The sequence below is a fragment of the Catellatospora coxensis genome (assembly GCF_016862635.1).
GTDB lineage: Bacteria > Actinomycetota > Actinomycetes > Mycobacteriales > Micromonosporaceae > Catellatospora > Catellatospora coxensis.
In genome coordinates this window covers 66409-92853 of the sequence record NZ_BONI01000005.1, presented here as the reverse complement: position 1 = coordinate 92853, position 26445 = coordinate 66409, and the positions used below count along the sequence as shown (strand labels likewise).

At 72.2% G+C, this 26445-nt stretch carries 27 protein-coding genes; 14 read left to right on the top strand and 13 right to left on the bottom strand.

Annotation, left to right across the window (positions count from 1 at the left end; all coding sequences use genetic code 11):
* Nucleotides 1-41 precede the first annotated feature (41 nt).
* Both Cco03nite_RS04130 and Cco03nite_RS04125 read right to left on the bottom strand, forming a co-directional pair.
* A complete protein-coding gene (locus Cco03nite_RS04130; protein ID WP_203688684.1) occupies nucleotides 42-506 on the bottom strand; it encodes an Rv0361 family membrane protein in 465 nt (154 codons plus the stop codon).
* 45 nt (nucleotides 507-551) lie between these two features.
* Nucleotides 552-1205 carry a ribonuclease FAU-1 family protein gene (locus Cco03nite_RS04125; RefSeq protein WP_373314210.1) on the bottom strand — a complete coding sequence of 218 codons (654 nt, stop codon included), beginning with the start codon at nucleotides 1203-1205 and terminating at the stop codon, nucleotides 552-554.
* 84 nt (nucleotides 1206-1289) lie between these two features.
* Between Cco03nite_RS04125 and Cco03nite_RS04120 the strand changes: the two genes are divergently transcribed.
* From Cco03nite_RS04120 to Cco03nite_RS04110, 3 genes are all read left to right on the top strand, one after another.
* Nucleotides 1290-1586, top strand: coding sequence for an ArsR/SmtB family transcription factor (locus Cco03nite_RS04120; protein WP_239167094.1), 297 nt, complete (start codon nucleotides 1290-1292; stop codon nucleotides 1584-1586).
* Nucleotides 1583-1969 (top strand): VOC family protein, encoded by a 387-nt coding sequence (locus tag Cco03nite_RS04115; protein ID WP_203688682.1) that lies wholly within the window; start codon nucleotides 1583-1585, stop codon nucleotides 1967-1969. Before Cco03nite_RS04120 ends, Cco03nite_RS04115 begins: the two co-directional genes overlap by 4 nt.
* Before the next feature lie 84 nt (nucleotides 1970-2053).
* Entirely contained in the window at nucleotides 2054-2743 is a 690-nt protein-coding gene (locus Cco03nite_RS04110; RefSeq protein WP_203688680.1) for a hypothetical protein, read from the top strand.
* Here the strand turns inward: Cco03nite_RS04110 and Cco03nite_RS04105 are convergent.
* Nucleotides 2727-3419 (bottom strand): alpha/beta fold hydrolase, encoded by a 693-nt coding sequence (locus Cco03nite_RS04105; RefSeq protein ID WP_203688678.1) that lies wholly within the window; start codon nucleotides 3417-3419, stop codon nucleotides 2727-2729. The genes Cco03nite_RS04110 and Cco03nite_RS04105 overlap by 17 nt on opposite strands.
* Before the next feature lie 23 nt (nucleotides 3420-3442).
* Nucleotides 3443-4018 (bottom strand): ferredoxin, encoded by a 576-nt coding sequence (locus tag Cco03nite_RS04100; protein WP_203688676.1) that lies wholly within the window; start codon nucleotides 4016-4018, stop codon nucleotides 3443-3445.
* A 141-nt stretch (nucleotides 4019-4159) separates the two neighbouring features.
* Between Cco03nite_RS04100 and Cco03nite_RS04095 the strand changes: the two genes are divergently transcribed.
* On the top strand, nucleotides 4160-5350 hold the full coding sequence (locus tag Cco03nite_RS04095) for a serpin family protein (protein WP_203688674.1): 1191 nt from the start codon (nucleotides 4160-4162) through the stop codon (nucleotides 5348-5350).
* A gap of 36 nt (nucleotides 5351-5386) precedes the next feature.
* On the opposite strand, the gene Cco03nite_RS04090 is transcribed toward Cco03nite_RS04095, so the two are convergent.
* On the bottom strand, nucleotides 5387-5953 hold the full coding sequence (locus Cco03nite_RS04090) for a TetR/AcrR family transcriptional regulator (RefSeq protein WP_239167093.1): 567 nt from the start codon (nucleotides 5951-5953) through the stop codon (nucleotides 5387-5389).
* A 105-nt stretch (nucleotides 5954-6058) separates the two neighbouring features.
* On the opposite strand from Cco03nite_RS04090, the gene Cco03nite_RS04085 reads away from it, so the two are divergent.
* Together Cco03nite_RS04085 and Cco03nite_RS04080 are read left to right on the top strand one after the other, a co-directional pair.
* Entirely contained in the window at nucleotides 6059-6991 is a 933-nt protein-coding gene (locus tag Cco03nite_RS04085) for an SDR family NAD(P)-dependent oxidoreductase (RefSeq protein WP_203688672.1), read from the top strand.
* A gap of 28 nt (nucleotides 6992-7019) precedes the next feature.
* A complete protein-coding gene (locus Cco03nite_RS04080; RefSeq protein ID WP_203688670.1) occupies nucleotides 7020-8060 on the top strand; it encodes an MBL fold metallo-hydrolase in 1041 nt (346 codons plus the stop codon).
* A 66-nt stretch (nucleotides 8061-8126) separates the two neighbouring features.
* Here the strand turns inward: Cco03nite_RS04080 and Cco03nite_RS04075 are convergent, their stop codons facing one another.
* Nucleotides 8127-8933: a hypothetical protein gene (locus tag Cco03nite_RS04075; RefSeq protein WP_203688668.1), complete on the bottom strand. Its 807-nt coding sequence runs from the start codon at nucleotides 8931-8933 to the stop codon at nucleotides 8127-8129.
* A gap of 193 nt (nucleotides 8934-9126) precedes the next feature.
* On the opposite strand from Cco03nite_RS04075, the gene Cco03nite_RS04070 reads away from it, so the two are divergent.
* On the top strand, nucleotides 9127-10461 hold the full coding sequence (locus Cco03nite_RS04070) for an MFS transporter (RefSeq protein ID WP_203688666.1): 1335 nt from the start codon (nucleotides 9127-9129) through the stop codon (nucleotides 10459-10461).
* Nucleotides 10462-10513: 52 nt separating this feature from the next.
* On the opposite strand, the gene Cco03nite_RS04065 is transcribed toward Cco03nite_RS04070, so the two are convergent.
* The 5 genes from Cco03nite_RS04065 to Cco03nite_RS04045 all read right to left on the bottom strand — a co-directional run bounded on the left by Cco03nite_RS04065 (nucleotide 10514) and on the right by Cco03nite_RS04045 (nucleotide 16677).
* Complete coding sequence (locus Cco03nite_RS04065) at nucleotides 10514-12775, bottom strand: rhamnogalacturonan lyase family protein (protein WP_203688664.1); 2262 nt, start codon at nucleotides 12773-12775, stop codon at nucleotides 10514-10516.
* A 327-nt stretch (nucleotides 12776-13102) separates the two neighbouring features.
* Nucleotides 13103-13858, bottom strand: coding sequence for an ABC transporter permease (locus tag Cco03nite_RS04060; protein ID WP_203688662.1), 756 nt, complete (start codon nucleotides 13856-13858; stop codon nucleotides 13103-13105).
* Nucleotides 13859-13869: 11 nt separating this feature from the next.
* Entirely contained in the window at nucleotides 13870-14658 is a 789-nt protein-coding gene (locus Cco03nite_RS04055) for an ABC transporter permease (protein WP_203688660.1), read from the bottom strand.
* Complete coding sequence (locus Cco03nite_RS04050) at nucleotides 14658-15611, bottom strand: ABC transporter ATP-binding protein (protein ID WP_373314209.1); 954 nt, start codon at nucleotides 15609-15611, stop codon at nucleotides 14658-14660. The genes Cco03nite_RS04055 and Cco03nite_RS04050 overlap by 1 nt, the downstream gene beginning before the upstream one ends.
* A 67-nt stretch (nucleotides 15612-15678) precedes the next feature.
* Nucleotides 15679-16677, bottom strand: coding sequence for a zinc-dependent alcohol dehydrogenase family protein (locus tag Cco03nite_RS04045; RefSeq protein ID WP_239167113.1), 999 nt, complete (start codon nucleotides 16675-16677; stop codon nucleotides 15679-15681).
* A 65-nt stretch (nucleotides 16678-16742) separates the two neighbouring features.
* Here Cco03nite_RS04045 and Cco03nite_RS04040 point away from each other — a divergent pair, with 65 nt between their 5' ends.
* From Cco03nite_RS04040 to Cco03nite_RS04015, 6 genes are all read left to right on the top strand, one after another.
* Entirely contained in the window at nucleotides 16743-16952 is a 210-nt protein-coding gene (locus tag Cco03nite_RS04040) for a helix-hairpin-helix domain-containing protein (RefSeq protein WP_203688656.1), read from the top strand.
* Between the two features lie 43 nt (nucleotides 16953-16995).
* On the top strand, nucleotides 16996-18069 hold the full coding sequence (locus tag Cco03nite_RS04035; protein WP_203688654.1) for a protein kinase family protein: 1074 nt from the start codon (nucleotides 16996-16998) through the stop codon (nucleotides 18067-18069).
* A 204-nt stretch (nucleotides 18070-18273) separates the two neighbouring features.
* Nucleotides 18274-20673: a discoidin domain-containing protein gene (locus Cco03nite_RS04030; protein WP_203688652.1), complete on the top strand. Its 2400-nt coding sequence runs from the start codon at nucleotides 18274-18276 to the stop codon at nucleotides 20671-20673.
* Nucleotides 20674-20852: 179 nt separating this feature from the next.
* Nucleotides 20853-22001 (top strand): hypothetical protein, encoded by a 1149-nt coding sequence (locus Cco03nite_RS04025; RefSeq protein WP_203688644.1) that lies wholly within the window; start codon nucleotides 20853-20855, stop codon nucleotides 21999-22001.
* Nucleotides 21998-22648, top strand: coding sequence for a hypothetical protein (locus Cco03nite_RS04020; RefSeq protein WP_203688642.1), 651 nt, complete (start codon nucleotides 21998-22000; stop codon nucleotides 22646-22648). The genes Cco03nite_RS04025 and Cco03nite_RS04020 overlap by 4 nt, the downstream gene beginning before the upstream one ends.
* A 71-nt stretch (nucleotides 22649-22719) precedes the next feature.
* On the top strand, nucleotides 22720-23100 hold the full coding sequence (locus tag Cco03nite_RS04015; RefSeq protein WP_203688640.1) for a RidA family protein: 381 nt from the start codon (nucleotides 22720-22722) through the stop codon (nucleotides 23098-23100).
* A 3-nt stretch (nucleotides 23101-23103) separates the two neighbouring features.
* Here Cco03nite_RS04015 and Cco03nite_RS04010 read toward each other — a convergent pair whose 3' ends face one another.
* Entirely contained in the window at nucleotides 23104-24474 is a 1371-nt protein-coding gene (locus Cco03nite_RS04010; RefSeq protein WP_203688638.1) for an FAD-binding oxidoreductase, read from the bottom strand.
* A 187-nt stretch (nucleotides 24475-24661) separates the two neighbouring features.
* Nucleotides 24662-25375 carry an SMI1/KNR4 family protein gene (locus Cco03nite_RS04005; protein WP_203688636.1) on the bottom strand — a complete coding sequence of 238 codons (714 nt, stop codon included), beginning with the start codon at nucleotides 25373-25375 and terminating at the stop codon, nucleotides 24662-24664.
* 150 nt (nucleotides 25376-25525) lie between these two features.
* On the opposite strand from Cco03nite_RS04005, the gene Cco03nite_RS04000 reads away from it, so the two are divergent.
* Nucleotides 25526-26425 (top strand): LLM class flavin-dependent oxidoreductase, encoded by a 900-nt coding sequence (locus tag Cco03nite_RS04000; RefSeq protein ID WP_239167092.1) that lies wholly within the window; start codon nucleotides 25526-25528, stop codon nucleotides 26423-26425.
* Nucleotides 26426-26445 lie beyond the last annotated feature (20 nt).

Sequence of the window (26445 nt, the reverse complement as noted above, 5' to 3'; positions counted from 1 at the left end):
AGTGCAGGACCTGACCGGCTCGCGCCAGCGGCGGCATCCGGTCAGCCCGTCTTCGGATCGACCCAGGTGTTGTAGCAGACGCGCCAGCCGCCGCTCTCGTCCGCCATGTTGTAGTGCCACAGCGCGGTCTTGCCGTCGGCGTAACGCAGCTCGGCCCGCACGTGGTACAGCGTCGGACCCTCCGACTGGTCCACGATCGCGACCTCGGTGATGCGGTAGCTCGCGATGTCCGGCTCGTCGTGGTAGGTCGTCCACTCGGCCAGCGGGTACTTCTCCCGCTCGCTGTCGCACGCCAGCGCGTAAGCGGCCGGGTAGTCGCCGTCGCGCAGCGCGTCGAGGTACTCCGTGGCGGCCTGCTCCATGCCGGCCTTCGTCTTCGGGTCGGCCCACATCCGGTAGCCGACGTAGGCCGGGGTGCCGCAGCACAGCAGCAGCCCGATGATCAAGAGCACGGGGATGAAGAACCGGTTCTCGTCCTCGTTCTTCGCCACTGCCGTCCTTCCCATAGCCGATGGTCTATCGGAGGGTACGGCTGCCGCGCCACCCGCCGGTCACCAGCTCCGTGGGCGGTCCCAGCCGGGCGGCGGCTCGTCGGCGACGTCCGGTCCCCAGCCCGGCTCGGGGCGGAAGTCGCACCACGTCCCGTCGAACGGGAACACCCCGGCCTCGACCAGGCCGACGACCTCCTGCCCGGCCCGGCGCACCCGGGCCTCGTCCTCGACCCAGTAGTGCTCCGGCTGGGTCAGGCGCTCGGCGAACAGGTCCTCGTCCTTCCAGCGCCAGCTGCGGTCGGCCTCGATCCACAGGTCGAGGTCCCAGTCGGCGGTGTCCAGGCCGGCGAGCCGGTCGTCGCGCCAGGCGACGCCGGGGCGCTCCAGGTTCGCGTACCAGTTGCGGAAGCGCCCGTCGTCGGCGAAGAACCAGCGGATCGAGTAGTCCGCGCCCGCCGGGTGCCAGGACAGCACGCCGTGCCGGGCCACGAACGGCATCGGCCGTTTCGGCCCGGTGACCCACTCGGCGAGCGGCACCTGCGCCATGGTCAGGTCGTCGAGCCGGTTGAGATGCCAGCCGTACGTGCCGCGGGTGCACCACAGCAGCAGGCCGCGCTCGTCGTGGCGGACCGCCCGCATCGGGTACAGCCCGCCGATCTGCCGGTTCTGGAAGTGGCGTACGCAGACCAGCTCACCGGGCTCGAAGGTCACCATCCCGGCAACCTATCCGACCCGGCGGCCGGGTGGCGGGATCGCCGCCGCGGGTCGGCTTGATAGGCAAGCTGTCACTTGCCTATAGTGGTTGACGTGGGTGATGTCTTCAAGGCGCTGGCCGACCCGACCCGGCGGCACATCCTCGACGAGCTGGCCGAACGCGACGACCAGACGCTGTTCGAGATCTGCGTCCGGCTGACCACCAAATACCAGGTCACCTCCTCGCGGCAGGCCGTCTCCCAGCACCTGGAGCTGCTGGAGGCCGCCGGCCTGGTGCGTACGCGCCGCGAGGGGCGCTACAAGTTCCACACCATCGACACCAGCCCGCTCGAGCAGATCGCCGAGCGGTGGATCAGGACGAAACCACAGGAGAACCCATGAGGATCAACGTCATGAGCATCATGGTCGACGATCAGGACAAAGCGCTCGCCTTCTACACCGACGTGCTCGGCTTCGTGAAGAAGACCGAGTTCCCGGCCGGGGAGTACCGCTGGCTCACCGTCGTCTCGCCCGAGGACCCCGACGGCGTCGAGCTGTCCCTGGAGCCCGACCAGCATCCGGCGGCCAAGCCGTTCAAGGAGGCCCTGGTCGACGACGGCATCCCGTACACCTCGTTCGCCGTGCCCGACGTCAACGCCGAGTACGAGCGGCTCACCAAGCTCGGCGTCGTGTTCACCCAGCCGCCGCTGGAGATGGGCGTGGTCACCACGGCCGTCTTCGACGACACCTGCGGCAACCTGATCCAGATCGCCCATATGAACTGATCGCGGTGTCGGATAGGCGGCGATCCGGGGGCGGAGACGGTTAACCGACAGAGGGGTACGGCGCGCGGGCCCTACGCTGCCCGCATGCGCCGTACCCCTCGCCTTCTGCTCGCCGCCCTCTGCGTGCTGGCCGCCGGCACCGCCTGCGGCTCCGACAAGGGCGACCCGTCCGCCGCGCCCACCTTCGACACCGTGGTCAGCCCGAGCGCCGCGGCCGAGTCCCCGTCGGCCGCCCCGTCTCCGGCGCGCACCTCGGCCCGGCCGTCGCCCGCCGCGGCGTCCTGGCCGTCGCCGGCCGACTGCGTGTCCTACAACCCGAACAACCTGACCGTGCAGTACGCGGCCGGCATCCACCAGGTCATGGACGGCTCGAAGATCGTCGCTAGGGTGCACGGCGGCCCCGGCGAGGTCATGGGCGACCAGGCCCTCGCGCTCGCGCAGCGGTACAAGCGGCACTGCTTCATCGGTCGCGGCAACGGCCGCGAGGACGCCAACGCGTACATCTTCGACTACTGGCGCGACTCGTCCGGCAAGCGCACCACGATCTCCGGCGAGGATGAGATCTGCTCCTCGTACGACCGGGGCAACCTGCAGGTCAACGACATGGGCGGCGGCCAGGGCTGGCGCGTCAAGAACGACGACAACGTGCTGCACCTGTTCGACGACGAGTCCGACGCCCGCGACGGCCGCCTCGTGCTGGCCAAGTACGGCCGGATCTGCCGCATCGGCAGCCCGCCCGACAGCGACCAGGACTACGTCACGTACGGGAAGTGAGGAACCGCCGCACGGCGGCGACGAACTCGGCCGGCCGGTCCTGGTGCACCATGTGCCCGGCGTCGATGACGGTCAGCTCGCCGTGCGGCAGCGCCCGGGCCAGCTCGGCGATGGTCTCCTGGCGCACGTAGCTGGCCGGGCCGCCGGAGACCAGCAGCGTCGGCACGGTGATGCCGCGGGCCTCGTCGCGCCAGCGCGGATCGGGCTCGTCGATCTGCGAACGCAGCGCCAGCACCGCGTCCCAGTCGAACGACAGCTCACCCTCGGGCCTTTGCGGCGGCACCGGGGTGCGCGGGTACATCAGGCCCGCGTCCTCCACCACCAGCGCGGCGACCCGCTCGGGGAAGCGCGCCGCGAACAGGTACGCGACCACGCCGCCCAGGGAGTGCCCGACCAGGGCGACCCGTTTGAGCCCGAGCGCGTCCAGCAGCCCGGCCACATCGGCCACGAGCAGGTCGATCGCATACCCGGAAGTGCGCTCGCCGCGCCCGTGGCCACGCTGGTCGACGGCGTACACCCGCCACCGGTCGGCCAGCCCCTCCGCGACGGTGTCCCAGTCGCCCGGCCCGCCGCCGCCGATCCCGTGCAGCAGCACCACGGCAGGCGCGTCCGGCTCGCCCCACACCCGGTACGCCAGCCGCACCCCACCGGCGTCGACGTGCTCGTAGTCATTCATCAGCCGAACCTATCCCGCCCGCGTCACAGGTCGGGCAGTGTCTCCCCGAGTCGGCTCGGCCGCCGGTTGTCGAGCCAGAACGAGTACCGCCGCAGGTAGTCCTCCAGGTCGTATTCCATGTGCTGCTCGAACTCGGCCAGACCCTTGAGCATGTCCTGGTGATCGCCGTCCCACGTCGCGCGGGTATGGCGGATCCATTCGAGGACACGGTCGCGGTCGCGCCACCACTGGCGCACCTCGGCCGGAGTCCAGTGCTCATCCCCGTCGGCCGCGTACCCGCAGAAGGTCTCGGCCGTGGCCGCGAGCAGCAGCCGGTAGACCTCGGCCGGGTCGGTCGGCTGCCGGTAGACGAACTCGCCCCCGTCATCGTCGTAGAGGACCAGGTCCGGGGCGTCCATCCGGCCGGTCTCGCACGTGTCGGTGTCCGCGCCGTAGAAGGGGCCGGGGACGTTGCGCCAGTTACGCGTCTCCCAGGTGCCCCGGAAGATCTCCCGCATCGGCGGCAGCACCTTCAGCGTGCCCAGCGGGTTCTTGCCGAACGGTGCGCCCTCGGCGGTGGCCAGCATCGGCAGGGGGTTCCAGTAGATCCGCTCGGTCACGTATGCCCCGCTTCCCCGATACCAGCCCGGCGGTTGTCTGATCATCAGCCGAGCCCTGCCGCGGCCAGAGTAGCGGCGGGCCCGCGTCGTCGGCCGGTGAATTCGGTTGTGGATGTGGGGGCGGGCCGTAGCCTGACCTCCGTGCTCAAGGATGCGGTGACGCGGTCGAACATGCTGACAGCCCGGTGGGCGGCGACGATCGGTGACGGCGAGCCGACAGTGCTGTCCGGTGCGGGGGTGTGGCCGTTGCTGGCTTACCTGGCGTCGGCCGCCGAGGGCGCCGAGCGGGCGGAGCTGGAGCAGGCCCTCGGGATGCCCGCGGCCCCGGCCGTGGAGGCCGCGACCGAACTGCTGGATCTGCTGCGCTCGGCGACCGGGACGCACGCGGCGCTGGGCCTGTGGGTTCACCGCGTGCTGCGACTGCACGACGAGTGGCTCCAAACCGTCCCGGCCGACACGGTAGAGGTGCTGGCGGGTGGGGACGTTTTCGACGCGTGGGTGCGAAAGCACACCGAAGGGCTGCTGGACGGCGTGTCCATGCCGCTCGACCCGGACACGCTGCTGGTGCTGGCGATGGTGTTGACGGTACGGACGCGCTGGGAGAAGCCGTTCCTGGACGGCACGCAGGGCATCGCGGATGGTCCGTGGGCGCAACGGCAGTTCGCCTGGCTGCACCGGTGGACCGAGGACCGGGACCGGCTGGCCGTGTACGAGACCGAGCACGGGCAGGTGACCGTGCTGTCGGTGGACGGCGTCGCGGACATCACGGTCGACCTGGTGCTCGGCGAAGCCGACGTGCCCGCCGGCACGGTGCTCGCGGCCGGCATCACCGCGCCGGACGCGGGAGGTCCGCGCCGGCTCGGCTCCCAGCTCACCGACGCCGATGCACCGGGACTGCGGCTGGAGTCGAACGATGCTCGCACCGCGCCCGTGCTGATCGCCTCGGTGCCCCGTTTCACCGTCTCGCGCGGACATGACCTGCTGGCCGATGGCGAGCTGTTCGGGCTGCTCGCGGTGGCCCGCCCGGACCGGCAGCGCCTGCCGCGGATGAGCGACACGGCGCTCGCGGTGGGCGCCGCCCGGCAGGAGCTGACCGCGTCGTTCACGGCCGAGGGTTTCGAGGCCGCGGCGGCGACGCGGTTCGACATCATGCTGGGCGGCGGCCTGCCGGACCAGTGGCGCGACGACGTCGCGGTCGAGTTCGACCGGCCGTTCGGGTTTGTGGTGCGGCACCGGCCGTCGGGATTGGTGCTGCTGGCAGGCTGGGTGACCGAGCCGGATCCGCCGCTGCCGGTGCGCGAGTTCTCCCGCGGGGACGACGACGACTTCTGACGACGGCTCGCGTCGAGGTCGTGACCGGCCGGAGGATCAGCGGGCCGGACGCAGCCCTTCCCGGACGACCTCCAGCACGCGTTCCGGTGCGGCGTCGCCGCCGTAGCGCTGCATGGCCTGGCAGCCGACCATCAAGGTCTTGACGTCGGCGACCGTGACGTCGGCACGGACCGCGCCCACGGCCTGTGCGCGCATCAGCAGGTCGCGCATCGCGTCCTTGAACGCCTGCTCGTGCTCGGGCATCACGGCCTCGATGTCGAAGCCCTCGCCGGCCAGCGCGTCGACCAGGCCCTTGTCGGTCGCCCCGGCGGAGGTCATCAGGTCGAAGAAGGCGAAGAACGCCTCGCCCGGGCCCGTGGTCGCGGCGAGTTCACGGGCCTGGCCGACCAGGTGCTCCACCCGGTCCACCACGATCGCCTGGTACAGCGCCTCCTTGGTGGGGAAGTGCCGGTAGACGGTGCCCGCGCCGACCCCGGCCCGCCGGGCGATCTCGTCGATGGGCACGGCGAGGCCTTCGGCCGCGAACACCTCGTAGGCGGTCTGCAGCACCTTGGCGCGGTTGCGCCGGGCGTCGGCGCGCAGCGGCCGCGTGTTGCCGGTCATCGCCCTTCCCGCCGGGGGAGACCTGGGTCACTGGCAAAACGGGGCGCACGTTCCGTATAGTAAGTGGGGCGCACGTTCCGATTATATGCACTCCGAGGAGACGCCATGAACGCCACAGCCACCAGGGCGGGCCGCTGGACCGCCACGGACGTGCCCGACCAGGCAGGCCGCGTCGCCGTGATCACCGGCGCCAACACCGGCATCGGGTACGAGGCCGCCAAGGTCCTCGCCGCCCGCGGCGCCACCGTGGTGCTCGCCTGCCGCAACCCTGAGCGCGCCGACGACGCGCTCGCCCGGCTCGCCACGGCGGTCCCCGGTGCCCGCGCCGAGTTCCTGCGCCTGGACCTGTCCTCGCTCGCCTCGATCCGGGACGCCGCCGCCGAGCTGCGCGAGCGCCACCCCGAGATCGACCTCCTGGTCAACAACGCGGGCGTGATGTGGACCCCGCGCAGCCTCACCGCCGACGGGTTCGAGCTGCAGTTCGGCACCAACCACCTCGGCCACTTCGCCTTCACCGGGCTGGTGCTCGACCGGCTGCTGCCCGTCGTCGGCTCCCGCGTCGTGACAATCAGCAGCATGGGCCACCGCAGCGGCCGGATCGACTTCGACGACCTGCAGTCCGAGCGCGCCTACGGCCGCCACCGCGCCTACGGCGCGTCGAAGCTGGCCAACCTGATGTTCACCTACGAGCTGCAGCGCCGCCTGGACGTCGCCGGCGCGAACACGGCCGCCGTCGCGGCGCACCCGGGCGGCGCCGGCACCGAACTCGTCCGCAACTCGCCGCCGCTGATCCGGTTCCTCTACCCGCTGTTCGAACCGCTGGTCACCCAGAGCGCCGAGCGCGGCGCGCTGCCGACCCTGCGCGCGGCGACCGACCCGTTCGCGCGCGGCGGGGAATACTACGGACCGGACGGTATCGGCGAGGTCAAGGGCTTCCCGAAGCGCGTCGGCTCCCACTCCCGCTCGCACGACAAGCTCGCCCAGCGCCGCCTGTGGCAGGAGTCGCTCCAGCTCACCGGCGTCACCTTCCCCGTCTGACCGACCACCGACCACTAAGGACACCGAGATGCCCGCCATCCTCGCCGCACTGGGCGCGACCCCCAGCGGAGCCCGCGCCGAGCGGGTACGCCGGTCGCCGCACTTCCGCGACGGCTCCTTCCGCAACAGCACGCCCACCCGCACCATGGTCGGCGGCGAGAGCCGCCCCAGCGTGCGCGAGTTCCTCACCGGGGGCGAGCGCCGCCGGCCCAGCGCCCCGGTGCCCCTGGTCACCGGCGAGGCGGCGACGTCCGCCGACGGTCTGCACCTGACCTGGTACGGCCACGCGACCGTGCTGGTCGAGATCGAGGGTGCGCGGGTGCTGCTCGACCCGGTGTGGAGCGACCGGTGCTCGCCGACCCCCGGGATCGGCCCGAAGCGGCTGCACCCGATGCCGGTGGCGCTGGCCGACCTGCCGCGGATCGACGCGATCGTCATCTCGCACGACCACTACGACCACCTCGACATGCCCACCGTGCAGGCGCTGACCCGCAGCCAGCAGGCCCCGTTCCTGGTGCCGCTGGGCGTGGGCGCGCACCTGGAGCGCTGGGGCGTGCCCGAGCACCGGATCATCGAGCTGGACTGGGAGGAGAGCGCCGACGTCGCCGGGCTGACCCTGACCGCCACCGAGGCCCGCCACTTCTCCGGCCGCACCCTGCGCCGCAACGGCACCCTGTGGAGCTCCTGGGTGATCGCGGGCGAGCAGCGCCGCGTCTTCTACACCGGTGACTCCGGCTACTTCGACGGCTACGCCGAGATCGGCGAGCGCCACGGGCCGTTCGACGCCACGCTGATGCAGATCGGCGCGTACGACAAGGGCTGGCCCGAGATCCACATGTTCCCCGAGGAGGCCGTCGCCGCCCACCTGGACCTGCGCGGCGACCTGCTGATCCCGGTGCACTGGGCCACCTTCAACCTGGCCCTGCACCCGTGGGCGGAGCCCGTCGACCGGCTCTGGGCCGAGGCCAAGGCCCGCGACGTCAACCTCGCGGTGCCCCGCCCCGGCGAGCGGGTCGACGTCACCGCCCCGCCCGCTCTCGACCCCTGGTGGCAGGCACTTTCCTCCTGAGTCGCCGAGGCGGCCCGGCCGTGTCCTGTCGGACGCCTGGCCGGGCCGCCGCGATACGTGCTCAAGTCAGGGAGTCCGGCGTGTCCTGACGCCCGACGGCTCGAAGTCGTACAGGTTCTCGTTGATCCGCAGACCGTCGACGGCCCCGATCCACATGAAGTCGCGGCCCTTGCCCACCGCGGCGGTGTAGATGGTCGCCGGGTCGCCGCCGTCGGCGTCGAGCCTGGTCTTCACATCGGCGAAGGAGCACTGGGTGGTGAGGTTGCAGCCGGTCACCGTGCCGGCGGCGCCGGTGAGGAACCAGGTGCCGTTCTGGGTCGCGTCGATGAACGGGCTCCACCGGTTCGTCGACGTCGACGGCAGCGCGGCCGGCACCCATACCAGCGAGGAGTACGTGGTCGCGTTCGCGGCCAGGTTCGGGTCGATCTCGAACCTGATGCCGGGCAGGTTCGCCGCGCCGCCGTACGAGATGTTCTCGCCGGTCTGGAAGACGTGGAAGCCGACGCGGGTCAGCCCGGACACCGGCTTGCCGAAGAAGTCGACCTCGTTGCCGAAGTCGACCTTCTCGGCGAACGGGGTCGTGCCGGAGATGACCGCCACGTGGATGCCGAGGCTGCCCTGGCCGTACGGCGGCCGCGCCTGAGGGCCCGTCACGCCGAACGAGCCGAACGGTCCGTTGCGCAGGTCGGCGACGGGGGACCCGATCGTGTTGCGGGTGATCACACCCCAGTGGTCCCGGTTCCGGCCGTCGCCGTCGCCGTCGCCGTCGCCCTCCGCGGACGCCGATCCCGGCGTGACCGCGGCGATGACCGCGACCAGGGGCACTGCCAGCAGCGCCGTCAGCCAGCGTCGCATACCGATGCGAGTTTTCACGCGCACTCCTTGTGGGTGTCGGTTGTCAGAGCCTGGCCACCGTAGCGTGACGCTGTGTGACTAATCGACTACGACATGCCCCGCGGGTGTGCCACGTTTGCCCCAATATGCACAGCAGGTGTCCGGAGTGGCTCGGTCGGTGCCGCAGGCGTGCCCGTATCCCGGCCGCTCGCCTAATGCCATCGATCATCCAATGTCAAGCGACAGGCCCCTCGGGTACGTTGACGGCGACGGACCGGCGGGGGAGGCGGCGCTGACAGCGGCAGAGGCGAGCACGCCACCCGCGCGGCGGCGCGGGCTGTGGCCGCTGCTCGTGGCGCAGACACTGTCCGCGCTCGGAGACTCGTTCTCCTATGTCGCGATCCCGCTGCTCGTCCTGCACGCCACCGGCTCGGTCGCCCAGATGGGCGTGGTCACCGCGCTCGGCGGCGCCGCGACGCTGGTCACCGGTGTGTTCGCCGGAGTCGTCGTGGACCGGTTCGACCGCAGACGCCTGCTCGTCGGGTGCGACCTGGCCAGGCTGCTGCTGTACGGGAGCATCCCGCTGGTCTGGCTCGCCGGGCCGCGGCCCTGGCTGCTCTACCTCGTGCTGCCCCTGGCCAGCGCCTTCGGGATGGTGTTCCGGGTCGCGCACGTGACCGTCGTGCCCGGCCTGGTGCCCGCCGACCAGATCACCCGCGCCAACAGCCGGCTGTTCGCCGCGTCCGCCACGGCGTACCTGGTCGGCCCGGCCCTGGCCGGCCTGCTCTCCGGCCGGTTCGGCCCGACCACGGCGATCGCGGTCGACGCGGCCACCTTCGCGGTGTCCGCGGCGGTGCTGCTCCTCCTTCGCCTGCGGCCCGTCACCGCAGCCACGGGTCCGGAGGGCGACCGGCCGATGGACGTGCTGCTGGCCGGGGCGCGGTTCATCGCGGGGCATCCGATCCTGCGCCCGATGACGGTGCTGCTGACCGTCCTGAGCAGCCTCACCTTCGGCCTCACCGATGTGGTGATCTACCGCCTGAAACACGACCTCGGCCAGAGCGACGGCACCGTCGGGTACGTGCTCGCGGTCGGCATCGTGGGCACGCTGCTGGGGTCGGTCGCGGTGACCCGGCTGCGGCGGCGGTACGGCTTCGCGCCGACGTGGACCGGGGCGTGGGCGCTGTGCGGGGTCGCCATGGCCGGCATCGGGCTGGCCGGGCGGGTGCCGGTGGTGGCCGCCGCGGCGACCGCCGTGCTCGGCTGCAGCGCGGTGGCCGGCATCGCGTCGATGTCGCTGCGGCAGGAGGTGACCCCGGCGCCGCTGCTCGGCCGGGTCACCTCGGCGTTCTGGACCCTGCATTCGGCCCTGACGCCGCTGGGCGCTGCGGCGCTGACCGCGGCGGCCGCGGGCTACGGCTCGGCGGCGACCCTGATCGCGGCGGGCGCGCTGTGCACGGCCACGGCGGCGACCGCGCTGTGCACCCCGCTCTTCCGCACCTCGTCGGCAGACGAGGCAGGTCCGGACGTGACTGGCCGATCACCGCAGGCCACGAGCCCGAGCTGATGGGAAGGGCACCTTCCTCTACGTATTGCGATGTGAAGGTGCCCTTCCTTTGTCAGCGGAGGTAGATGTTGGGGGAGGGTGGGGTGGGCATGGCGTCGCCGATGAAGAAGCTCGGGTGGGGCGGCTGGTTGTAGGCGGTGTTCTGCCACGCGATGGCGACGCGGTACATCGGGTCGTGCATCAGGGTGTGGATGCGGCGGTCGGTGGTGTTGGTGGTGGCGTAGATGCGCAGCGCCGTGTTGTCGCTGGTACGCCAGATGACCTCCTCGCGCCAGTCGCCGAACAGGTCGCCGGACAGGGCCGGGGTCGCCTTGGTGCCGTTGTTGGAGGCGACGCCGCTGGCGGTGAGCAGGCGGGTGTCGCCGCCGGTGCCGTACTTGTCGATCCTGGTCTGGTCGAGCAGCTCCCGGACCGGGTCGCCGTCCCACCAGACCAGGAAGTTGATCGAGCTGGGTTCACGGCCGAGGGATGCGCCGTTGGCGGTGTTGCGCAAGGTGGTGTCGGACGCCGACCAGGCTTCCGCGCCGGGGCTGCCCGCCCAGATGTCCCCGGCGACGCCGCGGCCGTTGTCCGCGCCGGAAGCGGTGGACCACAGCACCTGGCCGGTACGCGCGTCGGCGAGCCAGGAGCCGGGCTGGCTGGTCGACTCGCTGACCTTGAAGACCTCCAGCCCGGCGCGGCCGGGTACCAGGTCGCCGACGTGCAGGGCGTCGCCGTGGCCGCGGCCGGTGTTCCACAGCGGGGTGCCGTTGTCGTTGATCGTCATCGCGCCGAAGATGATCTCGTCGCGGCCGTCGGCGTCGACGTCGCCGATGGACAGCTGGTGGTTGCCCTGCCCGGCGTACGCGCTGCCGGCGCTGTTGGAGTCGAACGTCCAGCGCCGGGTCAGCGAGCCGTTGCGGAAGTCCCAGGCCACGATCACGGTACGGGTGTAGTAGCCCCGCGACATGATCAGCGACGGCCGAGCGCCGTCGAGGTACGCCGTGCCGGCCAGGAAGCGGTCGACGCGGTTGCCGTAGCTGTCGCCCCAGGACGAGACGGTGCCGCGGGCCGGCTCGTAGTTCACCGTGGACAGGGCCGCGCCGTTCAGGCCGTTGAACATGGTGAGGTATTCGGGCCCGGTCAGGATGTAGCCGCTGGAGTTGCGGTAGTCGGCGCTCGCATTGCCGATGACGGTGCCGACGCCGTCACGGGTCGCGTCGGCGGTCTTCATGGCGACCTCGGCGCGGCCGTCGCCGTCGTAGTCGTACACCTGGAACTGGGTGTAGTGCGCCCCGGCCCGGATGTTGCGGCCCAGGTCGATGCGCCACATGCGGGTGCCGTTGAGCCGGTACGCGTCGACGTAGACGTTGCCGGTGACGCCGGACTGGGAGTTGTCCTTGGCGTTGTCGGGGTCCCACTTCAGCACGATCTCGTACTGGCCGTCGCCGTCGAGGTCGCCGACGGAGGCGTCGTTGGCGGAGTAGCCGCTCGCGGGCGCGGAGATCGGCACGTCGAGGTAGTTGCCGCCGGTGAAGCGCAGCGACGCCTCCGAGGCGCCCTGCTCGGCGCCGTTGACGACGGCGCGCACGGTGTACGACGCGTCGGCGGCGGCCCCGCTGTCCAGGTAGTTGGTCGAGTTCGTGATCGGCGCGGAGTTCACCTTCGTGCCGCCCCTGTACACGTTGAAGCCGGTGCTGTAGGACTCGGTGCCCAGCAGCCGCCAGGAGACCAGGTTGCCGCTGCCGGAGCGGACGCTGACCAGCCCTCGGTTCAGGTCCTCCATCTGCTTGGCCCCGGACGGCGGCGGGCCGGACGGCGACGGGCTCGGCGAGGGCGGTGGCGACACCGAGGGTGAGGCCGACGGGCGCGGGGAGGCCGACACGGACGGCGACGGCGCGGCCGAGGTCGGCGCGGGTGCGCCGGTGCAGGTGGTGCCGTTGAGGGCGAAGCTCGCCGGGGCCGGGTTGGACGTGTTGTTCCAGGAGGCGTTGAAGCCGAACGCGGTGCCGGCGTTGGTGGCGATGGGGCCGTTGTAACCGGCGTCGGTGACGGACACGTTCGCGCCGGACTGGGTGAAGCTGCCGTTCCAGAGTTGCGTGACGGCCTGACCGGCGGTGAAGGACCAGGTCAGGGTCCAGTTGGTGACCGGGTCGCCGAGGTTGGTGATGGTGACGTTGGCGCCGAAGCCGCCGCCCCACTGGTTGGTGACGGCGTAGTCGACGCGGCAGCCGGCGGCCGCCTGGGCGCTGACCGCGGTCACGACGCCCGCGGTCAGGACGGCGACGATGGCGGCGGCGAGCACCGCGATCCGCCGTCGGGTACGTGTGGGCATGTTGCCTCTCCCGAGGATGGGTGTGGACCGGGCGCACGCCCGGCACGGAGATCGGGGGTTCAGGCAGGTGCCGGAGTGGTCGCCGTCAGCGGGCGCGCTGATCGTCGCGGCCCGATGCGGTGGAATGACGGAGTCGACGCCTGACCTGCCTGGCGCGGATGCGTGCCCGGTGCATCCGTTTCGCCCATAACGCGGTAGCGTGCCCTGCTCCCGGCAGAGATGTTAGTCCCGTCGATGTCTGGTTACAAGCGCAGCCTGCGCACGTTGCGGGGTTTGGAAGGGCACCTTCTACAACGCGGAGCGTTGTGAAGGTGCCCTTCCTTTCTCTCAGGGCAGCAGGAGGCGGGACAGGCGGCGGGTGGCGAGCCAGGAGCCGAGGGCGGCCATGGCGAGCAGGTAGCCGACGGCGACGAGCATGCCGGGGTGCAGGTTGCCGGTGGTGAGGCCGCGCAGGAGTTCGATGCTCTGGTAGAGGGGCAGGGCGGCGACGACGGGCCGGAGCACCTGCGGGTAGACCGACAGCGGGTAGAACGTCGTCGCGAACAGGAACATCGGGAGCATGACCAGCTGCAGGTACTGCTGGTGGTGGAACTCGCGGATGACGGTGATCGCGGCCATGCCGGCGGCCGAGAAGGCGTACGCGACGAGCACGCAGGCGGGTAGCGCCAGCAGCGCCCACCACGAGTGGACCATCCCGAACCCGGTGATCACGAGCAGGAAGCAGACCGCGGACAGGGTGCTGCGCAGCACCGACGCGGCGATCTCGCCGTGGGCGATGTCGCGCACGGTCAGCGGGGTGGTGACGATGGCGTCGTAGAACTTCTCGAACCGCAGCCGCCACCACACCGACCCGGTGGTCTCGCTGATCGCGCTGTTCATGGCCGAGGTGGCCAGCAGCGCCGGGGCGACGTACGCGGCGTAGGCGATCGCGCCGCCGTCGCCGTCGATGAGCTGTCCGATGCCGACGCCGATCGACATCAGGTAGAGGAACGGCTCGAAGACGCCGTTGACGGCGAGGTTCCACGGCCGCCCTTTGCGCAGCACCCACAGGTGCCGCAGGACGATCAGGTGCGCTGCGGGCATCAGTGGTCCTTTCACGGGTGCAGGTGGCGGTGGTAGTTGCGCCGGGCCACGACGTAGCCCACGAGTGCCAGGGCGGTCAGGTACGCGGTGTGGGTCAGGCTGCCGGCCCAGGTCGCGGTGCCGAGGGTGAGGGTGCGGCACAGTTCGACGCCGTGCCACAGCGGGGTGAGCGCGACCAGGTGCTGCACCGCCTCGGGCAGCTGGGTGGTGGCGAAGAAGGTGCCCGAGAACAGGTACAGCGGCATGACCACCCACTTGAACAGGGTCTGCACCGGGCGTACGTCGGGCAGGGTGACCGCCCAGGCGGCGACCGGCATCGCGAACGCGAACCCGGTGAGCACGGCCGCGGGCAGCGCCAGCACGGCCAGCGGCGACGCGGCGACCCCGAACGCGAACATCACCGCGCAGAACGCGGCCGCGCCGATGGCGATCTTCACGGCCATGAACAGTGCGTGCCCGTGCAGCACGTCGACGGGTTCCAGCGGCGTGGACACGGCGACCGGGTACGCCCGGCCGGGCATGCGCTGGTAGCTGACCGGGAACGCGGACTCGATCATGCCGTTCTGCATGGACGCGGCGGCGAGCATGCCGGGGGCGAAGAACGCCAGGTAGCTGACGCCGCCGAGGGCTTCGACGTGCGAGCCGACCACAGCGCCCAGGCCGGCGCCGATGGCGACCAGGAACAGCAGCGGGTTGGCCACGCTGATGACGATGGTGCCCTTCCAGTTGCGCCGGTAGTGCAGCCAGCAGTAGCGGTAGAAGCGCAGGGCCATGCCCGGCGACGCGGTGGCGGTCGTCATCAGTCGACCAGCGTCCGGCCGGTCAGGGCGAGGAACACGTCCTCCAGGCTCGCCCGGCGCACCAGCGCGGTCACCGGCGTCAGGCCGAGGGCGTGCGCGGCGGCCAGCGCGGCGTCTCCTTCGGCGGTGTACCACAGCAGCCGGTCGGGCAGCTCCTCGATGCGGTCGCCGGTGCGGGCCTGGCGCAGCTTCTCGACCGCGGCGGCCTGCTCGCCGATGCCGAAGCGCAGTTCGAGGACCTCGCGGGTGGCGTGCTTGGCGATCAGCTCGGCGGGGGAGCCCTGGGCGACGATCTTCCCGCCGTCCATCACCACGAGCCGGTCGCACAGCTGCTCGGCCTCGTCCATGTAATGCGTGGTCAGCACCAGGGTGACGCCCTGCTGCTTGAGCCGGAACAGCCGGTCCCACAGCACGTGCCGGGCCTGCGGGTCCAGGCCGGTGGTGGGTTCGTCGAGCAGCAGCAGCTCCGGCTCGTTGATCAGCGAGCGGGCGATGGTGAGGCGGCGGCGCATGCCGCCCGACAGCGCGTCGACGCGTTCGGCGGCCTTGTCGGTCAGCTGCGCGAAGTCCAGCAGCTGGGTGGCGCGCTCGTCGATGAGACGGGTGGACAGTCCGAAGTAGCGGCCGTAGATGAGCAGGTTCTCGCGGACGCTGAGTTCGCTGTCGAGGGCGTCGTCCTGCGGCACGACGCCGAGCCGGGCGCGGATGCGGCGGCCGTCGGTGGCCGGGTCCAGGCCGAGCACGCGCAGCGTGCCCGCGGTGGGCGGGGAGACGCAGGCGATCATCCGCATGGTCGAGGACTTGCCGGCGCCGTTCGGGCCGAGGAAGCCGAAGGCCTCGCCTCGCTGGAGGGTGAAGTCGATGCCGTCGACGGCGGTGAAGGGGGCGGAACGCTTGTCCCGCGGCGGGTAGGTCTTGACGAGCCCCGTGGCTTGTGCGATCACGTCTGACACACGCGTCAGCGTAGGAACGAGATCTAAAATGTGCAAGAAATTTACATGCTCAAGCAAAATCTATACTTCACGGTACGAGTACCGCCGCGCCCTCGACCCGGTCGCCCGCCAGATCCGCGAGCGCCTCGTCGGCCCGGCCCAGCGGGTACGGCGTCACCGCCACCTGTAGGGGGTGCGCCGCGGCCAGGGCCAGGAACTCGCGCCCGTCGTCGCGGGTGTTCGCGGCGACGCTGCGCAGCTGCCGCTCCTCGAACAGGTGCCGCTCGTAGTCCAGCACCGGGATGTCGGTGAGGTGGATGCCCGCGATCGCCAGGGTGCCGCCCCGGTCCAGGGCGGACAGCGCCGGTGGCACCAGGTCGCCGACCGGCGCGAACAGGATCGCCGCGTCCAGCGGCACCGGCGGCGGCTCGTCCGCGCCGCCCGCCCACGCCGCGCCCAGGCTCAGGCCCAGCTCGCGGGCGGCGGGTGAGCGGGTCATCACGTACACCGTCGCGCCCTGGGCGATCGCGACCTGCGCGGTCAGGTGCGCCGACGAGCCGAAGCCGTAGATGCCCAGCGTGCCGCCGGGCGGCAGCTCGGCCCGGCGCAGTGCGCGGTAGCCGATGATGCCCGCGCACAGCAGCGGCGCGAGATGCGCGTCGTCGTACCCGGCCGGCAGCCGGTAGGCGTAGTCGGCGGGCACGGTGGCGTACTCGGCGTAGCCGCCGTCGGCGTCCCAGCCCGTGTAGCGGGAGGCCGGGCACAGGTTCTCCTGGCCGCGGCGGCAGTACACGCAGGTCTGGTCGGTGTGGCGCAGCCAGGCGATCCCGGCGCGGTCACCGGCCGCCCACCCGGTGACGGCGTCGCCGTGCGCGACGACCTCGCCGACGACCTGGTGACCGGGGACCACCGGGCTGAGATGCGGAGGCAGGTCGCCCTCCGCGACGTGCAGGTCGGTCCGGCACACCGCGCAGGCGCGTACGCGTACCAGCAGCTCGTCCGCGCCCGGCTCGGGCACCGGCCGGCGCACCGCCCGCAGCGGCCGGGCCGCGATCGGCCCTGGCGCGGCGACCTCCCATGCGGCCATGGTCTCCACGCCCTCCATCATCTCCGGGCCAGGTCGTGTCGGGGCCCTGATCTACGATCGGTGCCATGAGCACAGCGGCGGGCGACGAGATCCCGAAGATCAGCGCGCCGGCGAACCGAGCCCTCGACCTGGCGGGTCACACCACGCTGACCGCGATCTCCCGGCTGACCAAGAAAGACCTGCTCGACCTGCACGGGGTCGGCCCGAAGGCGATCCGCATCCTGCGCGAGGCGCTCGCCGAGCGCGGGCTGACCTTCGCCGACGAGCGCGAATGATCAACTGCGGGTAGTCTCCCGTCACGACGACGGGAGGACCACCATGCGAGACGACGGCCTGGCGTACGGCGCGCGGCTGGCCCGCCACTACACCGCCTCGGCCGCGCTCGCGCTGCTCAGCGATGCCGAACTCGCCGACCGGCTGGCTGCGGCCCAGGTCGTCGGCGCGGGCATCGGCGGCCTCACGGCGCGGCTCGACGTGGGCGGGTCGGCCGTCTTCGTCAAACGCATCCCGCTGACCGACCTGGAGCGCCGTCCCGAGCATGTGCGCTCCACCGCCAACCTGCACGGGCTGCCCCCGCACTGCCAGTACGGCATCGTCTCGCCCGGCTTCGGGGCCTGGCGCGAGCTGGCCGCGAACATCCTCGCGACCAACTGGGTGCTGGCCGGGCGCAGCACGGGGTTCCCGCTGATGTACCACTGGCGGGTGCTCCCCGGCGCCCCAGCCGTTCCCGCCGAACACGCCGACATCGACGCCACGGTCACGTTCCTGGGTGGCGACCCGGCGGTCCGCGAGCGGCTGGAGGCGCTGGCGGCGGCCTCGGCGAGCCTGGTCCTGTTCCTCGAACACCTTCCACAACAGCTCGGCGACTGGCTGGCCGGGCCGGTGGCGGCCGGTGGCGACGAGCTGGTCGCCGCCTGTCGGATGATGGAGCAGGGCCTGCTCGGCGGGGTCGAGTTCCTGGGGGCGCACGACCTGCACCACTTCGACGCGCACCTGCGCAACCTGCTGACCGATGGCCGCCAGGTCTACTTCTGCGACTTCGGGCTGGCGGTGTCGTCCCGGTTCGCGCTGTCGCCGCGGGAGTCGGCGTTCCTGGCCCACCACGCCACCCACGACGCCGCGTACGTCCGGATGATCCTGGTGAACTGGCTGGTACACCGGGTCGTCGGTGTGCCCGTGCCCGACCAGGGCGGGCCTGTCGAGCGCAACGCCTACATCCGCGAGTGCGCCGGTGGCAGGCGTCCGGGCGGCGTCGCGCCCGAACTGGCCGACATGATCGTCAGGCACGCGCCGGTGGCCGCGGTGATGAACGACTTCTACTGGCGGCTGTTCGACGGTGCGACCGACGTGCCGTACCCGGCGGCCGAGGTGGCGCGCGCACTGACCCGATGACTCGTCCGTGTGCAAGCGATTGCATGGGCTCCCGTGGCAAACAGTGATGTTGCGAGTCGGTTTTGGAATTGTTTCCGTCGACATCTTGCCGTGCCTCCGACACGGGCATAGGGTTTTGCCAATCCCCGCCCGGGGATGCGGTCCCGCTCACCGCCGTTCGCTGCCGGACATCCGATGTCCGGCGACGGAGGAAGGGAGTGCGTCATGGCAGTATCCCGGCGGAGGTTCGTCACCTCCGTGGCGTCCGGGTCGGCGCTCGCCGCGACCGGCGGCGCCATCGCAGGAGGGCTCACGGCGGCGAGCCCGGCCGCGGCGGCCAGCCCGCCCGGCGACGTCGTCGGCAAGATCTCGGTCGGCTACCAGGGGTGGTTCGCCTGCACCGGCGACGGGGCCCCGATCAACGGCTGGTGGCACTGGAGCAACAACTGGGGCCAGCCGCCCTCGCCGAGCAACAACGCGATCGTGTCCTGGCCGGACATGCGCGACTACCCCGCCCAGTACCAGACCGCGTACGCGAACCTGGGCAGCGGCCAGCCCGCGAAGCTGTTCTCGTCCTACGACCAGTCCACGGTGAACCTGCACTTCCAGTGGATGCAGCAGCACGGCTGCGACACCGCGGCGCTGCAGCGGTTCAACCCGTTCGGCGGCGAGGGCCCGACCCGCGACGCGATGGCCGCGAAGGTCCGCACGGCCGCGGAGGCGTACGGGCGCAAGTTCTACATCATGTACGACGTCACCAACTGGACGAACATGCAGTCGGAGCTGAAGACCGACTGGACCACGAAGATGTCGGCGTACACGTCGTCCCCGGCGTACGCCCGGCAGAACGGCAAGCCGGTCGTCTGCATCTGGGGCTTCGGCTTCAACGACCCGGGCCGCCCGTTCGCGCCCGCCGCGTGCCTGGAGGTGCTGAACTGGTTCAAGGCCCAGGGCTGCTACGTCATCGGCGGCGTCCCGACGTACTGGCGGCAGGGGATCAACGACTCCCGGCCCGGCTTCTTCGACGTGTACACGGCGTTCCACATGATCTCGCCGTGGATGGTCGGCCGCACCGGCGACGTCGCGGGCCTGGACTGGTTCTACACCAACGTCAACGTGCCCGACCAGGCCGAGTGCAACAACCGGGGCATCGACTACCAGCCGTGTGTGATGCCGGGCGACCTGTCCTCGCGCCACCGCTTCCACGGCGACTTCTACTGGCGGCACCTGTACAACATGATCCGCGTCGGCGCGCAGGGCCTGTACGTGTCGATGTTCGACGAGTACAACGAGGGTAACCAGATCGCCAAGACGGCCGAGAACGCCTCGCAGGTGCCGACCAACTCCGGCATCGTCACCCTCGACGAGGACGGCACGGTCTGCTCGTCGGACTACTACCTGCGCATCACCGCCGACGGCGGCCGCATGCTCAAGGGGCAGCTCGCGCTCACCGCGATCCGGCCGACGCAGCCGGTCGTCGGCGGGCAGCCGCCCGTCGAGACCGACCTCGCGCGCAGCAAGCCCACCTCGGCCAGCAGCACCAACGGCAACTTCGTGCCCGCCAACGCGGTCGACGGCAACCAGGCGACGTACTGGGAGAGCGTCAACAACGCGTTCCCGCAGTGGCTGCAGGTCGACCTCGGCGCGGCCGCCACGGTCAGCCGCATCGTGCTCAGGCTGCCCGCGGGCTGGGAGACCCGCACCCAGACGCTGTCCGTGCAGGGCAGCACCAACGGCTCGACGTTCGGCACGCTGGTCAACTCCGCCGGCGTGGTGTTCAACCCGGCCGCCGGCAACACCGTCACGCTGAACTTCACCGCGGCCACGGCCCGCTACGTGCGGCTCACCATCAGCGGGAACACGGGGTGGCCGGCGGCGCAGTGCTCCGGGTTCGAGGTGTACGGCACGGCGCAGCCGCCGCAGAACGACACGCAGGCCCCGAGCGCCCCGGGCAACCTCACCGTCACCGGGCAGACCGCCAACAGCGTGTCGCTGTCCTGGCAGGCGTCCACCGACAACGTCGGCGTCACCGGATACCAGGTGCGCCAGGCGGGCAACGTGGTGGCGGGCGCGACCGGGACGTCGTACACCGTCACCGGGCTGAGCCCGTCGACGACGTACAGCTTCACCGTCACCGCCCAGGACGCGGCCGGCAACACCTCCGCCCCGTCGAACACGGCCACCGCCACCACCAGCGCCGCCCCGGCGTCCAACCTGGCCCGCAACAAGCCCACCCAGGCCAGCAGCTACACCCAGAACTACGGGCCGGGCAACACCGTCGACGGCAACGCCGACTCGTACTGGGAGAGCGCCAACAACGCGTTCCCGCAGTGGCTGCAGGTCGACCTCGGCGCGGCGACCACGGTCAGCCGCATCGTGCTCAAGCTGCCGCCGCCCGCTGCCTGGGCCAGCCGCACCCAGACGCTGTCCGTGCAGGGCAGCGCCAACGGCTCGACGTTCAGCACGATCGTGAACTCGGCCGGACACACGTTCAACCCGTCCTCGGGCAACACGGTGACCATCACCTTCCCGGCGACCTCCACCCGGTACGTGCGGCTGAACTTCACCGCCAACACCGGCTGGCCCGCCGGGCAGCTCTCCGAGTTCGAGGTCTGGGCGAGCTGACCGCCGCCGTCCCCGGCGGGTCGAGAACCGGCCCGCGGTCCGCGACGCCGACGCGGACCGCGGGCCCGCACACCGCGGCCGCCGTGCCGGACCCGCCCTGCCCCGGGCGCGCCCGGCACGGCGGCCGCCTGTCGGTCGGGGGACAGCGGCGGGGCGGTCCCCATGGGACGCTGGTCGCGATGCGTACCCTCGCGCTGCTCAGAGTCGCGCTGCCCGTGCTCGCCATGGCAGCCTCCGTCGTCGTGGCGTCCCCGGCCCGGGCCGAGGCCGGCCGGGTGTCCGTGCGCAACCTGGCCGTCGAGGTCTATCCAGGTGCCGCGCCGCAGCAGTTCACGGTGCCCTGTGCGGCGGACGAGCAGCTGCTCAGCGGTGGTTACGCGGCCGGTGGTCCGGCGCTGCGGATCGTCTCCGACCATCCGTCCGACGGGCAGGGCACGCCGGGCGGCGACGGCTCGGCACCGCGGGCGTGGACGGTCGGCGTGGTCAACATCAGCCCGGCCAGGTACACGCTGCGGGTCTTCGCCGCCTGCCTGGCCGGCGGCGACAGCACCGCCGGGGTGTACGCGGGCGCCCAGGCCGAGCCCGCCGACACGTCCGCCGAGGCGGTCTGCCCGGACGGCACGGTGCGCACCGGCGGCGGCTACTGGGCGGTCTGGTACGCCCGGCTCGGCGCGGCCCGGATCGACGGCAGCCATCCCGCCGGCACCCGGGGCTGGGCGCTGGACCTGACCGTGCCCGCGAACCTGCCCGCCCGCTCCTCGGTGACCGCCCTGGTCGTGTGCCACACCGGCCCGGTCGCCGCGGTCGCCGCCGAAGCCGCCGAGTTCGACCTGGGCTCCGCGTCGCCGCTGTGCGCCGTCGGCTCGGCCGCGAGCGCGTGCGTGGTGCCGCGGATCGGGTCCGGCTCCGGCCGCTGCCCCGGCGGCTCGGTGCTCACCGGCGGCGGCTACCGCATGGTGTCCGGCGGGCCGCTGACCGGCCACGCCGCGCTGATGGACGCCCCGCTGGAGGGTGCCTGGACCGTGCGGCTGTCCGGCAGCACGGCGCAGGACACCCCGGTGCGGGTGCGCGTCGAGCCGGTCTGCCTGGCGAGCATCGAGCGGCCCGGCGGGCCGGTCAGCGACCTGCTGCCGGGCAGCGGCGCGCGGCTGAACAAGGCACTGGCACTCGGCGGCGGCCTGCTCGGGCTGCTGCTGCTGCTGATCGTGCTGGCGGCGCTCGTCCTCCGCCGGGTTCGCCGCCCCGCGCCGGCCGCCGCGGGCATCGAGGTCGTGGTCCGGGCCGCCCGCTTCCGCTACCGCGACGACGCGTACCGGGAGGAACCGTGACCACCGTCCGGGACATCGTCTTCGGAGAGCTCATCCCCGGCAGGCCCGGCCAGGCGGCAGGGGAGCTGGAGGCGGCCGCGGAACGCCTGGCCGGGGCGGGACTGGTCGCCGATCAGCCGCAGGCCCCTGCGGCCGCCCTGGCGCGCGCGGTCATGACGAAGATCGCCGAGCTGCTGGACATCGAGGTCTCCGACATGTTCGTCGGCGCGTGGCGGACCAGGTCGGCGCTGCTGACCGCCGCCCGGGAGACCCGCGACCAGCCCGGCCTGCGCCGGGAGGTGAGCATCCGCAGCTTCACCATGCCCTGGGAGTACGAGGCCGACGTGGACGTCGTCGTCGGCGGCTCCGTCGTCACGACCCTGACCGCGGCGGTGACCCTGCAGCTCACCGTCACCGCGCTGGCGGCCGTCGTCGAAGCCGGACGGCTGACCGCACTCACCGCGGGCGACAGCACGGCCCGCGGTGAACTGCGGGTGCGCTGCTCCTCGCCGGAGGCCGAGCACACCGTCGTCGAACGGGAGCAGGCCGTCGATCTGCGGCAGGAGCTGCGGCTCGGGGGAGGCGGCGTGGCGCTGGTGGACGGTCCGCACGACGTGGCGGCACAGCGTGGCGCGCCGGTGTCGCCGGACCGTCCCGTCGCGGGCTGACGCACCCGCCGCGGGCGGCACTGCCATGATTGTCGGGCACGCACGTCGATCCGGACCTGGAGGCGCCTGCCATGCCGAAGAAGATCATCAAGGCGGACGGGGCGGCCCCGCCCGGCGGCCCGTACTCGCATGCCGTCGTGGCGGGCGACTTCGCCTTCCTGGCCGGGGCCTGCCCGGTGCTGCCGGACGGCACCTGGGTCAAGGGCGCGTTCGCCGACCAGGCCAGGGCCGCCTTCGCGAACCTGGCCGAGGTGGCCCGAGCCTCCGGAGGCGACCTGAGCCAGGCGGTGCGGGTAGGGGTCTACCTGCGCGACTTCGCCGACTTCGCCACCATGAACGAGATCTACGTGGAGTTCTTCGGCACCGAGAACCTGCCCGCGCGGACCACCCTGCCGGTGGCGCTGCACGGGTTCGACATCGAACTCGATGCGGTGATCTACCTCGGTGACTGACCGTCAGGGGCGGATGTTCTGGTTGAGGTGGAACAGGTTGTCCGGGTCGTAGGCGCGTTTCACCTCGACGAGCGCCTCGTAGTTGTCGCGGTAGTTGGCCCGGATCCGGTCCTGGTCGTCGCCGGCCATGAAGTTGATGTATCCGCCCTCCTCCGACATCGGCGCGGTCGCCGCGTAGTAGTCGCGGACCCAGGCGGTGTTGGCGTCGTTGTCGGCCGGGTCGGGCCACATCCCGGCGATGACCACGGCGAAGTTCGCGTCGCGGTACGCGAACGCGGTCGCGTCGGGGGCGACCCGGTGGCAGGCCCCGTTGATCGGGTAGATGTGCACGGTCGAGTTCACCACGGGCACCTTCGGCCCGTGCTCCGCATGCGCGTTGATCGCCTCGTCGGTCAGCTCCCTGACGAAGCTGGCCTTCCAGTAGTGCTGCAGCCCCGGCGGCACCAGGCCGTCGAAGGCGCTGTTCAGGGCCGCGTACGGCATCGGGCCGACCATCTCGGCGACCGGCGGCGCGACCGCGCGGATCCGGTCGATGATGCGCTCACCGTCGGCCGTGGACCCGGTCCAGCAGTTCACCATCGCGATGAACGGCTCGCCGTGCCGGTCGGCGGGGATGAACGGCAGCGGCGGCGCGATCTGGAACGCGGGGAAGCCGCCGTACTGCTCGGGCGCGTCCGCGATGAACTCGCGGAAGAACGCCAGCAGGTCACGGGTGGCATCCAGTTCGAAGAACATCGGGCCGCCGTAGATCTCGCCGACCGGGCTCAGCGCGAACTCGAACGAGGTCACCGCGCCGAAGTTGCCGCCTCCCCCGCGCAGCGCCCAGAACAGGTCCTCGTGCTCCTTCTCGCTGGCCACGACCGCCCGCCCGTCGGCGGTGACGACCTCGGCCGAGAGCAGGTTGTCGCAGGACAGGCCCAGGCCGCGGGCGAGGTAGCCGATGCCGCCGCCGAGGGTGAGCCCGCCGACGCCGGTGGTGGAGATGATGCCGCCGGTCGAGGCCAGCCCGTGCTCGCCGGTCGCGGCGTTGTAGTCGCCCCAGGTCGCGCCGCCGCCCGCGTGGGCGGTGCGGGCGTGCGGGTCCACGGTGACGGCGCGCATGCCGGACAGGTCCGCCACGATCCCGTCGTCGACCGTGCCGAAGCCGGGCACGCTGTGCCCGCCGCCGCGTACCGCCAGGTCCAGGCCGTTCTCGCGGGCGAAGTCGACCACCGCCTGCACGTCGGCGGTGCTCGTGCAGCGCACCACCGCGCGCGGCCGCCGGTCGTACATGGCGTTGTGCACGGTGCGCGCCTGGTCGTAGTCGGCGTCGCCGGGCGTGATCACCTGCCCGGAGACGCGTGCTCGCAGCTGCTCCAGCGTCGATGCGGCCATCTCGGTGCCCCCCGTCGGTGTGGCGGCGGGCCGCGTGAAGCTCTCAGACGGCGGACCTGCCGCGCACGGCAGGTGGCCGGTTCGCGGCCCTCTGTCCACGCTAACGGCCCGGCCTGCTTGATCGCTCCGGAACGCCGCACCCGGCGTGATCAGCGCCTCGACCGCCGGGATGCCGCGGCCGGCGTGATCAATGGCCGTCACGCCGGGATGCGGCATTCGGTGAGCGCAGTGTCCAGCGCGGCCGGGGATCGCGGCCGGGGGCGGGACGTCGTGGCGTGCCTGCGGGAGGAACGCGGAGCACGGACCGCTTGACCATCGGGTCGGCGATCACCGGGGGACCGGCGGAGGCGGGATCCGGCGGGGGTGTGCGGCGGGGCGGGCGCTCGGGCGGCCAGACCGGGACGGGCCGGCACACCCACTGCGGCTCGATGCGGCGGGCGTCCCGGCCGTCGTGGGCCTCGGCGAGCCACGCGAACAGGGTCAGCCCCTGCGGTGACAGCGCATGCACGAAGCAGCAGCTGGACGTGTCCCACCCCCACATCGGGCCGGCCGGGTCGCTGAAGTCGACCAGCCACCACATCGCGCAGCCCACGTCGTACACCGGGACCATCCCCGGCGGATGACCCTCCGGCCGGGTGCTGAAGCCCTGGTACAGCTCGACGATGTCCAGGGCGTCGCTGGTCCAGGCGCTTTCGCCGACCCCGATGACGCTGTCCCAGGGCCCGAAGCCGCCGTTGGCGACCTCCAGGTAGATCCGGCGCAGCAGCGGCGGCACGGGGAAGCCGATGACGTGCTCGGCCTCGGCGATCTCCGCCTGGGTGGCGACCCGGGCCGGGCCGTCCCAGGCGGGGGAGACGGCCACGCGGGCGCGGATGCGGTCGAGCAGCTCGTCCTCGGTCATGCCCGGCCGCCCCGGCTCGGGTCGGCTTCGGACGGCGGGTGGGCGAGCAAGACGGCCATGGGACGGCAGAGTAGAGGAACCATCCGACGATCGCGGTCCCGCGGCGGGTGTCGGTTCCGCTCTTGGCGGCGCTGCGCCATCATGATCGGCGTGACCGAATCGAGCGTACGACCTGAGACCAGAGTGGGCGCGGTGTTCGTGCCGCAGTTGCCGCCGGAGCGGCTGCGGTCGGTGGCGCAGGCCGCCGACCAGGCCGGGCTGGACGAGCTGTGGCTGTGGGAGGACTGCTTCCTGGAGAGCGGCATCACCGCGGCCGTGGCCGCCCTGGCCTGGACCGAGCGCCTCACCGTCGGCGTCGGCCTGCTGCCGGTGCCGCTGCGCAACGTCGCGATCACCGCGATGGAGCTGGCCACCCTGCACCGGCTGTTCCCCGGCCGGGCCCGGGTCGGCGTGGGCCACGGCGTGCAGGACTGGATGGGCCAGGTCGGCGCGCGGGCCGAGTCGCCGATGGCGCTGCTGCGCGAGCACCTCACGGCGCTGCGGGCGCTGCTGTCCGGGGAGCGGGTGACCAGCCAGGGCCGCTACGTCCGGCTCGACGGCGTCGCGCTGGACTGGCCGCCGCCGCGGCGGCCCGAGCTGCTGGCCGGGGCGACCGGCGACCGCACGCTGCGGCTGTCCGGGGAGGTCGCCGACGGCACCATCCTCACCGGCGGCACCACCGTCGAGCAGGTACGCCGGGCGCGCCGGCTGATCGACGAGGGCCGGGCCCGGGGCGAGCGCACCGAGTACCACCCGGTCGTGCTCTACTTGCACGTGGCGACCGGCCGAGACGCGGCGGCCCGGATGGAGGCCGAACGGGTCCACTGGGGCTACGACACCATGGACGGCCACGGCGTCGCCGGCGGCGCGGAGGCGGTCGCCGAGGCCGTGCGCACCTGGGCCGCCGCCGGAGTGGACACGGTGGTGTTGCAGCCCACGCCCGACGACCCGGACCCGGAGGGTTTCATGGCGTTCGCCGCGCAGGAGGTCGCCCCACTCGTGCGGAACTGACCTCACCACGGCCCGATCCG